Annotated in this window: 11 protein-coding genes; 5 read left to right on the top strand and 6 right to left on the bottom strand. The window is 68.8% G+C overall.

Going from position 1 to position 14136, the window contains the following annotated elements; all coding sequences use genetic code 11:
* From ACYQ2W_RS14345 to ACYQ2W_RS14370, 6 genes are all read right to left on the bottom strand, one after another.
* A partial coding sequence (locus ACYQ2W_RS14345; RefSeq protein WP_459868401.1) for a WD40 repeat domain-containing protein occupies positions 1-637 on the bottom strand: 637 nt, incomplete at its 3' end.
* Positions 638-663: 26 nt separating this feature from the next.
* Positions 664-2070 carry a toll/interleukin-1 receptor domain-containing protein gene (locus ACYQ2W_RS14350; RefSeq protein WP_459868404.1) on the bottom strand — a complete coding sequence of 469 codons (1407 nt, stop codon included), beginning with the start codon at positions 2068-2070 and terminating at the stop codon, positions 664-666.
* Positions 2071-2237: 167 nt separating this feature from the next.
* Positions 2238-2438, bottom strand: a complete 201-nt coding sequence (locus ACYQ2W_RS14355) for a hypothetical protein (RefSeq protein WP_459868407.1) — start codon at positions 2436-2438, stop codon at positions 2238-2240.
* A gap of 135 nt (positions 2439-2573) precedes the next feature.
* On the bottom strand, positions 2574-2873 hold the full coding sequence (locus tag ACYQ2W_RS14360) for a type II toxin-antitoxin system RelE/ParE family toxin (RefSeq protein ID WP_459868410.1): 300 nt from the start codon (positions 2871-2873) through the stop codon (positions 2574-2576).
* Complete coding sequence (locus ACYQ2W_RS14365) at positions 2870-3148, bottom strand: YlcI/YnfO family protein (RefSeq protein WP_459868413.1); 279 nt, start codon at positions 3146-3148, stop codon at positions 2870-2872. The genes ACYQ2W_RS14360 and ACYQ2W_RS14365 overlap by 4 nt, the downstream gene beginning before the upstream one ends.
* Positions 3149-3476: 328 nt before the next feature.
* Positions 3477-4814: an aryl-sulfate sulfotransferase gene (locus ACYQ2W_RS14370; protein WP_459868416.1), complete on the bottom strand. Its 1338-nt coding sequence runs from the start codon at positions 4812-4814 to the stop codon at positions 3477-3479.
* Between the two features lie 134 nt (positions 4815-4948).
* Here ACYQ2W_RS14370 and ACYQ2W_RS14375 point away from each other — a divergent pair, with 134 nt between their 5' ends.
* The 5 genes from ACYQ2W_RS14375 to ACYQ2W_RS14395 all read left to right on the top strand — a co-directional run bounded on the left by ACYQ2W_RS14375 (position 4949) and on the right by ACYQ2W_RS14395 (position 14125).
* Positions 4949-6634 (top strand): sigma 54-interacting transcriptional regulator, encoded by a 1686-nt coding sequence (locus tag ACYQ2W_RS14375; RefSeq protein ID WP_459868419.1) that lies wholly within the window; start codon positions 4949-4951, stop codon positions 6632-6634.
* A gap of 238 nt (positions 6635-6872) precedes the next feature.
* Entirely contained in the window at positions 6873-8981 is a 2109-nt protein-coding gene (locus ACYQ2W_RS14380; RefSeq protein ID WP_459868422.1) for an Lcl C-terminal domain-containing protein, read from the top strand.
* A gap of 73 nt (positions 8982-9054) precedes the next feature.
* Complete coding sequence (locus ACYQ2W_RS14385) at positions 9055-10947, top strand: Lcl C-terminal domain-containing protein (RefSeq protein WP_459868425.1); 1893 nt, start codon at positions 9055-9057, stop codon at positions 10945-10947.
* Positions 10948-11054: 107 nt separating this feature from the next.
* On the top strand, positions 11055-11663 hold the full coding sequence (locus tag ACYQ2W_RS14390) for a hypothetical protein (protein WP_459868428.1): 609 nt from the start codon (positions 11055-11057) through the stop codon (positions 11661-11663).
* Positions 11663-14125 carry a hybrid sensor histidine kinase/response regulator gene (locus ACYQ2W_RS14395; RefSeq protein ID WP_459868431.1) on the top strand — a complete coding sequence of 821 codons (2463 nt, stop codon included), beginning with the start codon at positions 11663-11665 and terminating at the stop codon, positions 14123-14125. The genes ACYQ2W_RS14390 and ACYQ2W_RS14395 overlap by 1 nt, the downstream gene beginning before the upstream one ends.
* Positions 14126-14136 lie beyond the last annotated feature (11 nt).

Here is a 14136-nt window from a genome sequence, read left to right on the forward strand (position 1 = left end):
CCTGAAGGGAAGCGATCTGGCGTCCGGAAGCGATATTCCAGAGCCGAACGGTTTGGTCGGAGGATGCGCCGGCGAGGGTTTTCCCATCGGGGCTGAAGGCGACGGAGTCTACCCATGAGGAGTTTTCCCATGAGGAGTGTCCCCGAAGGGAAGCGATCTGGCGTCCGGAAGCGATATTCCAGAGCCGAACGGTATGGTCGTCGGATGTGCTGGCGAGGGTCTTCCCATCGGGGCTGAAGGCGACGGAGTATGCCGATGAGGAGAGTCCCTGAAGGGAAGCGATCTGGCGTCCGGAAGCGATATTCCAGAACCGAACGGTATGGTCGCGGGATGCGCTGGCGAGGGTCTTCCCATCGGGGCTGAGGGCGACGGAGGTTACCCCTGAGAAGTGTCCCTGAAGGGAAACGATCTGGCGTCCGGAAGCGATATCCCAGAGCCGAACGGTTTGGTCGTCGGATGCGCTGGCGAGGGTCTTCCCATCGGGGCTGAAGGCGACGGAGATTACTCCACCGATAGAGCGGTTGATGCCGTCGATGAGGGCGGGGAGCTTTTTTGGGTCGACCTTTCCGGTCACGATACCGGATGGCAATGGCGAGGCCTGGGCCACGTTGGCGAACAGTATGGTTAGTACTACCATTGGCCAAAGTACAAGTGCCCTCCGGATCATTGTCCCAGCGCCTCTCGCCCGATCTGTCGCACCAGCGGCGAGCGCCAGGTGAAGCGTCCCCGCCGGTTGCACAGCAGGTTCTCCCAGAAGAGGTGGCGCAACAGGGGTTCCTCGGGCCAGTGATGGTAGGGGCCCAGCCCGTTCTCTCCATCCGCTGCAATCCAACGGCGGAGGCGCTCGCCCTCTCCCTGCTCGCGTAGCCGGATGAAGCTGTTCGATACGCTGCTCTCCCGGGTCAACCGCTCCTTCATCCCCTCCAGGCTCGATCGTTGTTGGTAGTGACGCAGTGCGCTACGCAACAGCAAGGGATGGCCTCCGGTCAGTTCCAACAGCGTTGCGGCGACTCTCTCTTCCAGTGGCGCATTCCCGCGAAACTGGGCCTGTACCTCGGTCACCGTCGGTTCCGGCCAGAACCGCTGTTTGGCGGTGTTGAGCGGGCTCAGGTCGCCCCCGACGTAGCGCAGGGCCATCAGCCGCTCCGAGCCGCAGAAGATCAGGTGAAGCTGGCCGGCGCGGCGCTCGCTCAGGTTGCGCAGGACGCGGGCGAGGTCGGTGCGGTGGCGGTCGTTGCCGTCCTCCAGGCGGGTGAGCAGCAGGAACAGTGATTGGCCGCCGGCGAGCCGGTCGTCGAGCAGGAACTCGAAGGCGGTGGCCGAGGCGATCGGTTCGCGAACGTCGAGCTGGCGGGCGAGGTAGGTGAAGTAGTCCGCCTCTCCAGCATTGGCCTGCCCCAGGGGGACCAGATGGCGCACCGAGTCGTCGCCGAAGCGCGCCCGCGCCTCCTCCAGGATCGCCCGGTGCATCGCTGTCTTGTCGCGGCCCGCTTGGGCCAGCAGCATCACCGGCTGGTTGCTGTAGAGCGCCTCGAACACCTCCTCCAGGAAGGCGGGCTCGCCGCCCACCAGGGGGAGCGGTTCCATCTCCCGGTAGCGGGGGGTCATCGGTTCGGGGATGGGGAGCGGGTCGGGGAGTTCGGGGGCCTCCCGCGGCGGCCGGTTGGTGAGGCCGCAGAGGGTGCGCCGGAGGGCGTCGCGGTAGCCGGCGGGGGAGGGGTCGGAGAAGTCGACGCAGAGCAGGTTACCGAGGAAGGCGTGGTCGGGGACGGTGCCGAAGGTGAGGGGGATGAGGCGGAACTCGGGGTCGCGGTTCCTGCGGCTCACCATGGCGTCGATCTCGTCCCGCACCCAGCCCGACTCCAAGGACTCCGGGGTGGCCACCACCAGGCCCGCGGCGGAGTCGGCCAGGGCCCGCTGGAGCTGCTCGGGGACCGAGCCGCCGGGGATCAGCTCCCGTTCGTCGAGGAAGGGGCGGAAGCCGAGGACTTCGAGGTTGTCGGCGAGGGTGCGCACCCACGGCTTGTTTTCGCCGCGGTGGCTGATGAATACGTCGTAGCGGTGGGCCATGCCGGGGTCCCTGGCGTCGTTGTCGTTGTCGTTGTCGTTATCGGTTTCGTCCGGTCGGGCCGGATCCTGGTGTCGATGGTAGCGCGTCTCGGACGAGGGGCGTCAAGATCGGAGGTGTACGACTTCCAGACCCTCTACCCGTTCGAATCCGCCGTCCCCGGTGAGGGTCACTCGTCGCCCCAGTCTCCGCGCAGCTCTATCATCCGTGCCGCGAGCCCCTCTTCATCCAGCTCCCCGGGCGGTTGATCGGCGAGGAACCCGTCGAGGGCGCCGTTGCCGGGGCGCGTCTCCCGGACCTCGGCGGCGGTGGTCAGTCTCGCGTACTCCTCCTCGGAGAGCAGCATGGTGGCGGGGCGGTTGCGTTTCATCAGGTGGACTACCGATGTGTCCTGTGGGAGCGGCCCTTAGGCCGCGATGGCGCCGTTTCTGGTTCCGGGGCGGGCGTGAGCGCCTCACTTCGCACCGATCGCGGCCTGGGGGCCGCTCCTACAGGGGGCGTCGTGCTAGTGGTAATCCTCTTCCCGCAGGGGGCGGACGGTGAGGAGGGTGAGGGTGGTGCGGTCTTCGATCTCGAACAGGGCGACGCAGCCGGTGTCGCCGAAGGGGAGGTGGAGTTCGCGCAGGAAGGGGTTGTCGGGGTCGGCCTTGCGGCAGGTGAAGGGGAGGTCGCGGAGGAGCGCGAGGCCCTTGGCGATGATTTCGCGGGCCTCTCGCGCCGTTGCCGGGTCCTCTTCGGCGAGGGGGTGGTAGAGCGCGCTCAGCGTCTCTTGGGCGTGGGGGGTGAGGCGTACCCGGTAGCTCATCGCTTGGCGCCCTTGCGCTGGATCGCCTGCTCCAGCGCCCGGTCCAGTTCGTCGAGGAGCTCTTCGGTGGTGCGGTGGTCGTCGTTGCGCCGCGCCTCCTCGCGGGCGGCGAGGCCGCGGGCGATGAATTCGCGCTGGTTGCGGCGCCGCTGGATCTGCTCGCGCAGGGCCTGTTCGACGAAGCCGGAGAGGGTCTCGCCCTCTTCGAGGATCGTTTCGGCGGCTTTGCGCAGCTCGGGCTCCACCCGCAGGGAGGGGATGGTGGCGGTCTTCACGGTGTGGCTCCGTTGCGATGCATTCGCGGTGCAGTGTGGTTGAGGGATGGGATTCCCGCAAGGGTGGGGGTGGCGAGCGTGGCCGCCGTCGGCCTCTCCGCAGGCACCGGCGTTCGATTTGGGCGCCCCGCCTCGCCGCTCTTCTCCGCGACCTTTGCGCCTTTGCGTTCTCCGCGTTCCTTTCCAGAGTGCCCAAGAGGCAGCGGAGATGGGGCCGCGGTGCGTTTTCCGAGCGGGTCGTGTCGTTCGGTGGGGTTCGGCGCGGGATTTTCCGCAAGTGCCTCCGTTTGCGTCGGCGAGGTATCGCCGACCTACCGGGGGGCGGGCCTCAGAAGTAGGGGGTGTAGCCGCTGGCGTACTTTTCCGCCCGGAACAGCTCGGTGATGGTGCCGCGCGGGGTGGTGGAGCCGTAGGGGTTGGTGTATTCGCGCAGTCGGTTGCCCTCGCCGTCCAGTTCGAAGATCACCCCCTCGACGCCGCTGCACACCAGGGTGTTGCCGTTCTCCAGCCGCTGCACGCCGGAGATGTGGTTGCTGAAGAAGTACTCGTCGTCGGCGTTGCCGTAGCTCCAGACGATGGTGTCCATCTGCGGGTTGAGTTCCAGCGCCCGCGAGTAGCGCGAGCCGTTGTCGAAGACGGTGATGTCGCTGTCGGCGCGGCTGTCGTCGATCCAGGCGGCGTCGTGCTGGCCGGTGGTGGCGACGCTGGAGATGGCGGCGATGCTGCCGTCGGCCTTGTTGATGATCCACAGCTGGTTGTGGCTGCGGCTGCTGACCAGGATCCGGTCGGTGGCGCGGTTGTAGTCGATGGCGTTGAGGTGGATCCAGTCCTCGGTGGTGGCGCTGGCGGTGTCGAGGCCCAGTTCGTCGAGGTGGTCCATCACGTCCCAGCTCCACACCACCTCGCCGCCGTCGCTGCCGCTCGGTGCGATCTCGACGATCACCTCGCTCCACAGGGTGTCGCGCTGCTCCCAGCTCAGCGCCAGGATGTGGCCGTCGTCGAGCCGTTCGATGTCGTGGTGCAGGGTCTTGCTCTCGTCGCCGTACCGGAAGCGCCATACCGCGTTGCCGTCCCAGTCGAGCTCCTCGATGATCCCCCCCTTGCCCCCTTCGTTGAAGTAGCCGCTGCCGTCGTTGCCGGTGCGCAGCAGATGCCCGTCCTCCAGCAGGTAGGCCGACAGTGCCGGGGTGTAGTCGCTCGCCCACTGGTGCTTGATCTCGCCGCTGTCGTCGAGCAGGTAGGTGTCGGTGGCGGCCAGCGGGGTGATCAGGGTGAGGCCGTAGGCGCTGCCGGCGGCGCTGGTGAAGGCGATGCGCTCGGCTCCGGCGGTGAAGTGCTCGACGTTGGAGTAGTCGCTGGTGCGTTCGCCGTCGTAGGCCTCCAGCGCCACGTAGTAGGCGGCGCCGTCCCACAGGGTGGTCTCCAGTTGGCGCCGGTCGCCCAGGTCCAGGGTGTCGATGCCGTTGGCGGCGTCGTAGGGGTAGGGGGTGTAGTGGAGGCGGTAGCCGCCGGCCCCGTCCACGGCGTCCCAGCTCAGGCCCACGGTGTCGCCGTTGCCGCTCACCGCGATCGCCGGCGCGGAGAGCTCGGCGGCGCGGGCCGCCGAGAGGGGGAGCGAGGTCAGCACGGCCGACAGGCTCAGCAGGGTCAGGGGGAGGGTGCGCATGGTTCGCTCCTTGGTGGATGTCGCATTGGGCGGTTTGCGGGGGGAGCGGGGCAGAAGTCGTGCCAGGGTTATCTGTTCAATGAAATCAATCGGTTGAGTCGATGTGCCGAATGCACATAGGCGTCTATGGGACGATGAATGCCGATACCGCCTATGGGTTCGCCTATAGATCCGGTTACCATCGGCTCTCCCTCCACCACCGTGAATCCGCCGCCATGAGTCTCTCCCGCATCCTCATCGTCGATGACAGCCCCGGCAACATCCAACTGCTCAGCGGCATGTTGGAGGCACGCCACGAGGTGCTCTTCGCCACCGGCGGCGAGCAGGCCCTGGAGATCGTGGCGCGACGGCCGGTGGATCTGGTGCTGCTCGACGTGATGATGCCAGGGATGGACGGCTACGAGCTGTGCCGGCGGCTGCGCGCGGGGGCGGCCACCGCCGATATCCCGGTGCTGTTCATGAGTGCGCTGACCGACACCGTCGACAAGGTGACCGGTTTCGAGGCGGGTGGGGTGGACTACCTGACCAAGCCGGTGGAGCGGGCGGAGCTGCTGGCGCGGATCGAGATCCACCTCACCCTGCGTCGTCAGCGCCTCGACCTGGAGAGCCGCAACGCCGAGCTGGCCCGGCTCAACCGCGAACTGGAGGAGGAGATGGCCCGCCGCCACCGTGCCGAGGAGAGTCTGGAGGTGACCGGGGCGCGGCTCTCCGCGCTCTCCGAGCGGGAGGCGAAGCGCTGGGGGGTGGCGGCGTTCATCGGTCGCAGCCCGCTGCTGCTGCGCATCCTCGACGAGATCCGCCGGCTCCACCGCGCCGACCGCACCAACGTGGTGGTGCTCGGCGAGAGCGGTACCGGCAAGGAACTGGTGGCCCGCGCGCTGCACTTCGGCAGCGGACGCTCGGCGGGGCCCTTCGTCCCGGTGAACTGCTCGGCGATCCCCCACGACTTGGCCGACTCCGCCTTCTTCGGCCACCTCAAGGGCTCCTTCACCGGTGCCCTGGACAACCGCAAGGGGTGGTTCGAACAGGCCGACGGCGGCACCCTGTTCCTCGACGAGCTGGGCGACATGCCGCTGACCCTGCAGGCCAAGCTGCTGCGGGTGCTGGAGGATGGCGAGGTCACCCCGGTGGGCGGGGCGAAGAGCCGGCGCATCGACGTGCGGGTGATCGCCGCCACCAACGTCGACCTGGAGCTGGCGGTGGAGGAGCGGGCGTTCCGCCGCGACCTCTACTTCCGCCTCGCCGGCTACGTGGTGCGGCTGCCGCCGTTGCGCGAGCGGCTCGACGACATCCCGCTGCTGGCGGAGCACTTCCTCAAGCTCCTCGGCGAGGAGATGGGGGTGGCCGAGCCGCGGGTCTCCGGCGAGGCGATGGCGGCAATGCAGGCCTACCGCTTCCCCGGCAACATCCGCGAGCTGAAGAACCTGATGGAGTTCGCCCTGATCAGCAGTGGCGGGGCACCGATCCAGAGTCGTCACCTCCACTTCATCGATGCCCCGGCGCCCCGTCCCCCCCTCCCTCCCACCGCGCCGGTCGCGGAGGCGTACCGCGCCCCGGCGACCGGGTCGCTTCCCGCGATCCCGGCAAGCGGCGTTGACATGAGCGGCTTCGGCGCGCCCGCCGGTTTCGGCGGCGGGGAGCAGGACGAGGCGCGCATCCTCGATCACCTGGCGCAGGTCGGACGGATCACCAACCGCGATTGCCAGGCGCTCCTCGGCGTCGCCCACCAGCGCGCCTCCTACCTGTTGAAGAAGCTCCACCGCGAGGGGCGGCTGGTGCGCGAGGGGGAGCGGCGTTGGGCCTTCTATCGGCTGCCGTAGCCCTTAGGCGATCTATAGGCGATATAGGCGCTATCGGCGAATAGGTGGGTGATGATGCCTATACGATAGTGATCCCGATTGCCGGAAAGGAATCATAACAATATGTTTTTGTTGGTATATGTGTTGTTGGCATGACGACTGCTTTCTCCTGGGTAACCCCGCAAGGGAGAGACCACCGGGTGGAGCCGGTCCCATGAAATCCGTCTCCGCCACCGAGCGATCCTGAGGAGAGAGAGCGATGAAACGTCCTGAATCCAGGCTTTGGTTGAGCGCGGCGGTGACGCTGCTGTGTGGCGGCGCGGGTGCGGCCTTCGGCGCGGATTTGGGGCCGACCGGTACCCCGACCGCCGGCACGCCGCCCGTGCCGGCGATCAACGCCTGCGCCAGCCTTTCGAGCGGCGCCAGTTGCAGCTTCGAGGCCCCCGTCGGCACGGTGAGCGGGGTCTGTTCCAGCGTCCAATCGACCCTCGCCTGCACCCCGTCGGGCGGCGGTTCCACCCCGGCCGGCGGCGCCACTCCGGATGGCGGGCAGTCCCAGTCGTCGCCCACTGGCAGTGATCCACTCCAGCCGCTGGCGGACGGCTCCGCCCCTTCCCCGACCGGCGCGCAGAGTCAAACCGGCCAGGGCCCGTCCGCCGATGGCGGCCAGGGCGACCAGCCGCAGGGGCCCGGCGGTACGAACCCGCCGACCGGCGACGGATCCCAGACCACCGCCGACGGATCGGGTCGCCACCCCGGCTTCCGCGCCGACCACAACGATATCTACCTGCCGGAGATCGACGCCGGCGGCTATGGCACCTTCGCGCTGTCGCTGCAGGTGGTCAGCACCAATCCGCTGGTCCTCTCCCTCGACCCCTCGTCGGTCCAGGTGGTGGACGGCTCCGGCCAGGGCGGCCCAATGTTCGACACGCAGAGCGGTGGCCTGACCATCCCGCAGGTGCAGGTGGGCGAGCGCTGGTACTCCGCCGAGCTGCACCGGATGGAGGGCGGCGGCGGCTTCCGCTTCCAGTTGGTCAACCTGAGCGAGACCGATGCCCCGGATGACGTCGATGGCAGCGACCAGGGCGACCAGGGCGACGACGGCTCCTCCGACGGCGATCCGCTGAGCACCGCCGGCGTGGCCAGCGGCTATCCGCTGGTCGATACCCATCAGCAGACCCGCTACGGCAACGCCGGCACGCTCTCCGGTGCGGCGCAGCCGGGCGACGCCTTCTACGGCCAGGATGCCGACTACGCCGGCAACCCGCCCAGCTATACCGACAACGGCGACGGCACCGTCACCGACAACGTCACCGGCCTGATGTGGCAGCAGACGCCGGACTTCAACGGCGACGGGGTGATCGACGTCGATGACAAGATGACCCTCGGCGACGCCATCGCCTACGCCGCCAGTTTCAATCTGGCCGGTTACGACGACTGGCGCCTGCCGACCATCAAGGAACTCTACTCGCTGATGGACTTCAGCGGCTCCACCGGGATCTCCGACGGCTCCTACACCACCCTGCCGGCGGACGCCGATCCCTACCTCGATACCGACTACTTCGACTTCGCCTACGGCGATACCGCCGCCGGCGAGCGCTACATCGACGCCCAGTACTGGTCGAGCACGGTCTACGGCAGCAACACCATGGGCGGCAACCCTACCGCCTTCGGCGTCAACTTCGCCGACGGCCGCATCAAGGGCTATCCCTACGGCAATCAGGCGGAGCGCAACGGTCGCTTCGTGCGCTACGTGCGCGGCAACCCCGACTACGGCAACAACCTGTTCAGCGACAACGACGACGGCACCATCAGCGATCAGGCCACCGGCCTGACCTGGCTGCAGTCCGACAGCGGCGCCTTCGGTTCCGGCGACAATGGCGACGGGGCGATGAACTGGGAGCAGGCGCTCGCCTGGTGCGAGGGGCTGGAGTACGCCGGTCATGACGACTGGCGGCTGCCCAACGTCAAGGAGTTGCAGAGCCTGGTGGACTACAGTCGCTCGCCCGACGTGACCAACTCGGCGGCGATCGACCCGCTGTTCGACACCACCCTGCTGGCCGACGGCATCAACTCCAGCGGGGTGGCCAACTACCCCTACTACTGGAGCGGCACCACCCACGACGACGGCCCCAGCGGCAACTACGCCGCCTACGTCGCCTTCGGCGAGGCCCGTGGCTACTTCAACGGCAGCCTCGACGACGTCCACGGTGCCGGTGCCCAGCGCAGCGACCCGAAGAGCGGCGACCCGTCGGGCTACATCGGCGTCGGTCACGGCCCCCAGGGGGATGTGGTCGGCATCTACAACTACGCCCGCTGTGTGCGCACCAGCGACGTCGCCACCGGCAACAACGCCGAGAACTACTGACGGGGGCGGGGAACGGGAGACCACCTCCTGTCCCCGCTGCCACCCGAAGCATGACCAAAGGGGAGAGAACACGATGAAATTCCAGCATTCCAAGGTGTGGCAGGGGGTTGCCGCGGCGCTGCTCTGCGGGGGTATGGGGAGCGCCCACGGCGCGGATACGGCCCCCGCCGGCGGCGAGCCGCCGGCCGAGGCGATCACCGCCTGCGACGGTCAGAGTAGCGGGGCCAGTTGCAGCTTCGACACCCCCAACGGCACGGTTGCCGGCAGCTGCGCGCTGCTCGAGAGCCAGATGTCGTGTGTTCCGGAGGGGGCCTCCGCCCCGCCCACGGGCAGCGACGTGCCGACCGACACGCCCACCGACACTTCGGGGGCGGCGCCGACCGACTACGCCAGCTACGACGGCGTCACCCAGGAGATCTTCCTGCCGGAGCTGGATGCCGGCGCCTACGGCCGCTATTCGCTGTCGCTGCGGGTCGAGGGGTTCGACCCGATCACCCTGGCGCTCGACTCCGCCACCCTCCAGCCGGCGACGCCCTCCGCTTCGCCGGACGCGGTGTTCGACCCCGACAGCGGCGGTCTGACCATCTCCCGGCTGCTGGTGGGCGAGCAGTGGTATGTCGCCGCGCTGCAACTGATCGACGGCGACGCGTTCCTCTTCGAGCTGGTCGATCTCAGCGAGAGCGACGCCGGCACCGATAGCGGCACCAGCGATTCCGGCACCAGCGGCACCGACACGGGCGACGCCTCCGACACCTCCGGAGTCGCCAACGGCTACCCCATCGTCGATACCAACCAGAGTGCTTTCTACGGCGACACCTCCGGCCTCACCACCCCGCCCCGCTCGGGCGAGGCGTTCTACGGTCAGGATGCCCAATACTCCGGCAATCAACCCAGCTACACCGACAACGGCGACGGCACCGTCACCGATAACGTCACCGGCCTGATGTGGCAGCAGGACCCGGACTTCAACGGCGACGGGGTGATCGACGTCAACGACAAGATGACCTTCAGCGACGCCTCCGACTACGCCGCCAGCTTCAATCTGGCCGGCTACAGCGACTGGCGCCTGCCGACCGTCAAGGAGCTCTATTCGCTGATCGAGTTCAGCGGTGCCACCGGCACCTCGGACTCCACCTACAGCGTCCTGCCCGACGATGCGGCACCGTACATCGACACCAACTACTTCTATTTCGCCTACGGCGACACCGCCGCCGGCGAGCGCTACATCGATGCCCAGTACTGGTCGAGCACGGTCTACACCAGCACCACCATCGGCGACAGCGCCACCGCCTTCGGCGTCAACTTCGCTGACGGCCGGATCAAGGGCTACCCCTACGGCGGTCAGATGGACAGCAACGGCCGCTTCGTGCGCTACGTGCGCGGCAACACCAGCTACGGCATCAACCTGTTCAGCGACAATGGCGACGGCACCATCAGCGATCAGGCCACCGGGCTGATGTGGCTGCAGTCCGACAGCGGCTCCTTCGGCGTCGGCGACGCCGCTGACGGCGCGGTGAACTGGGAGCAGGCGCTGGCCTGGTGCGAGGGGCTGGAATACGCCGGCTACAGCGACTGGCGGCTGCCCAACGCCAAGGAGCTGGAGAGCCTCATCGACTACAGCCGCTCGCCCGACGCGACCAACTCGGCGGCGATCGATTCGCTGTTCAGCACCACCCTGCTGGCCGACGGCATCAACGCCAGCGGGGTGGCCAACTACCCCTACTTCTGGAGTGGCACCACCCACAACGACGGCCCCAACAGCGAATACGCCGCCTATCTCGCCTTCGGCGAGGCGCGCGGCTACTTCAACGACCAGCTGATGGACGTCCATGGCGCCGGTGCCCAGCGCAGCGATCCGAAGAGCGGCGACCCGTCGGTCTACGCCGGCGTCGGCCACGGTCCTCAGGGGGATGTGATCGGCATCTACAACTATGCCCGTTGTGTGCGTACCAACGACGTGAACTAGCCCGCCGCGCATCTGCCGGCGGTACAAGGCGAGGGACGGCGCCCATGGGCGCCGCTCCCTCGCGGTGAGCGGCACGGCTGGCGCCGGCCGCCAATCGGGGAGTGCGAATGGGCCGACAAACACGCCAATCCCGGCGTACCGGCAAGGCGATCTCGGTCGTCGCGCTGGTCTGTTGGCTGCTCCTCCTGCCCGCCTTCGCGACCCTCCCGGCGCTGGCCGACGAGGAGCTCGACCGCCGTACCACCATCGGCATCAAACTCTTCCGCACCACCCTCGGCGCCGACACCTCGATCGAGGAGAAGCGTGGCCCCGACGGCCGCCTCACCCTGATCCTCTACTATACCCATGACCGCGATCGCGCCGAGGAGCTGGCCGGACGGCTCACCGGCGCCGGCGAGATCCGCGGTCTGCCGATCGAGGCGGTGCTCAGCGACGACCCCTCGCTCGCCGCCTTCGAGGAGAAGAGACCCGCGGCGGTTTTCATCACCGAGGAGCCGGTCGGCGGCGGTCTCGGCCGGCTGATCGACTTCGCCCGACGCCACCGCATCCTGCTCTTCTCGCCGATCCGCGGCCACGTCGAGGAGGGGGTGGCGGCAGGGCTGTTCATCGCCGCCAAGGTGCGGCCCTACGTCAACCCGCACTCCCTGGAGGCGAGCGGGATCAACCTCCGCTCGTTCTTCATCCGCATCGCCAAACGGGTCGGGGAGGGGTCGTGATGCAGCACATCCACCGCCATGTCGCCGCCGCCTTCCTGCTCCTCGCCGTGATCATGGGGCTACTCATGAAGCTCTATTGGCACGGGGTGATGGAACCGAGGTTGCGCGCCGAGGCGCACTCCCAGGCGGAACTGCTCTCCAACGCCCAGGCGCGGCCGATCGCCGATGCCGTTACCCACGCCGCCCGCTCTGCGCACAGCGAGGGGCTGGTCGACGCCATCGATCAGGCGCTCGCCTTCACCGACCCGGCCAGCGGCGCGCCGTTCATCGAGCGGGTGACGCTGGAACTCGACTACGGGGTGGTGGGGGCGCCGCGCGGCTCCCTCGACCTGCACCGCGGGGTCGACGACTGCGACGACTGCTTCCCGGTGGAGGTGCCGCTGTTCGCCCAGCCCAGCTTCGATCTCCTCGGCGTCGCCCACTTCTGGGTCAGCGACCGGCTCTACCGCGGGTTGCGTGACGACATGGGGCGCAACATCGTCGGCCAATACCTGATCGTCCTGGCCCTGCTGGTCGTCTTGTGGGGCTCGGTCTATCTGCTGATCCAGCGCCTGCAGCGGGAGCGGCGCGAGGCGGAGCGGGCGCTGCACCGGGGGAAGGAGGCGGCCGAACAGGCCAATCGGGCGAAGGGGGACTTCCTGGCCAACGTCAGCCACGAGATCCGCACCCCGCTGAACGCAGTGATCGGCCTCACCTCGCTGGCGCTGAAGCGGCAGATGGAGCCCAAGCTACGCGACTACCTGGAGAAGATCCGCGGCGCCGGCGACTCGTTGCTGGCGGTGATCAACGACCTCCTCGATCTCTCCAAGATGGAGGCGGGGCGGATGGCCCTGGAGCGGGTCGACTTCGCCGTCGAGGAGCTGTTCCGGCGGGTTGCGGGGGTGGTCGGCGAGGAGGCCGGGCGCAAGGGGGTGGCGCTGCACTTCGAGATCGCGCCGGGGGTACCGCCGTGGGTCCATGGCGACGGTCTGCGCATCGGCCAGGTGCTGCTCAATCTGGTCCACAACGCGGTGAAGTTCACCGCCGAGGGGGCGGTGGCGGTCGCCGTGGAACCAGCGGACGAGCACGGCTCGGTACTGCGCTTCGTGGTGCGCGACAGCGGCATCGGCATCGATCCGGCGAAGATCCCCGGCCTGTTCCAGCCCTTCATCCAGGCCGACAGCTCCACCACCCGGGTCTACGGCGGCACCGGCCTGGGGTTGGCGATCTGCCGCCGGCTGGTGGAGTTGATGGGCGGGAGCATCGCGGTGGAGAGCCGGCTCGGCGAGGGGAGTCGGTTCCACTTCACCGTGCCGCTGGACGCGGTCGAGGTGCCGACGGCGGGGGCGCCGCCCGAACCGGCCTGCGACGATCCGCTCGATGCGCCGCCCGAGCTCCCGCTCGCCGCGGCACCGGTGCTGCTGGTGGAGGACAACGCGATCAACCAGGAGATCGCGCTGGAGCTGCTGCGCCGGCTCGGCCTGCGGGCGGAGGTGGCGGTCAACGGCGCGGAGGCCCTGGGGCGGCTGCGCGAGGGGCGCTTCTCGCTGGTGCTGATGGACATCCAGATGCCGGTGATGGACGGCTTCGAGGCGACCCGCCGGCTGCGCGCGGAGGAGCGCCTGCGCGACCTGCCGGTGGTGGCGATGACCGCCCACGCCATGTCCGGCGACGAGTCGCGCTGCCGGCAGGCGGGGATGAGCGACTACCTGAGCAAGCCGGTGACCGAGGAGCGGCTGCTGGAGGTGCTGCGGCGCTGGTTGCCGGCGACCGCCCCCGCCTCCGCCCCCGTCCACGCCGCCGAGCCGGCACCGCCGGGCGGGGCGCCGCGGATCCCCGGCGTCGACGGCGCGCGGGCGCTGCGCCTCTCCTCCGGCAACGGCGAGCTGCTCGGGCGGGTGCTACGTCAGTTCCTCAACGCCAACCGCGAGAGCTCGGCGCGGATCCGCGCTACCCTGGCGGTGGGCAGCCTGGAGGAGGCGAAGGCGCGCATCCACACCCTCAAGGGGGAGGCGGCCAACATCGCCGCCGTGGAGCTGGCCGAGGCGGCGCGCCTGCTGGAACGGGCGGTGATCGATGGCGGTGGCTGGGCGGAGCCGCTGGCGCGCCTGGAGGGGCGGCTCGACGAGGTGCTGCGCGGGATCGAGGGGTGGCAGGAGGCGGTGCCCCCGCCGCCGCCGGCCGCGGCGGCGGCGGGCGGCGATCCGCAGGCGGCGGCGGGGCTGCTGCGGGAACTGGATGCCCACCTGGCGGAGAACAACACCCGCGCCTACAACGTCCTGCAACGGCTCCGCTCCAGCCTCGTCGGTGGCGATCATGCCGCCGACGAGGGGTTGGCCGGCACGTTGGCGGAGTTGAACGACGCGGTCGAGCGGCTGGCGTTCGCCGAGGCTCGGGAGCGGCTGCCGCGGATCGCACGACACCTGGGGGTGGAGCTTGGGGGGCAACGGCTCACCCCATCGAGAGACTCAACCGCAGATTGACGTGGATTTCC

This window comes from Endothiovibrio diazotrophicus, from assembly GCF_054657215.1.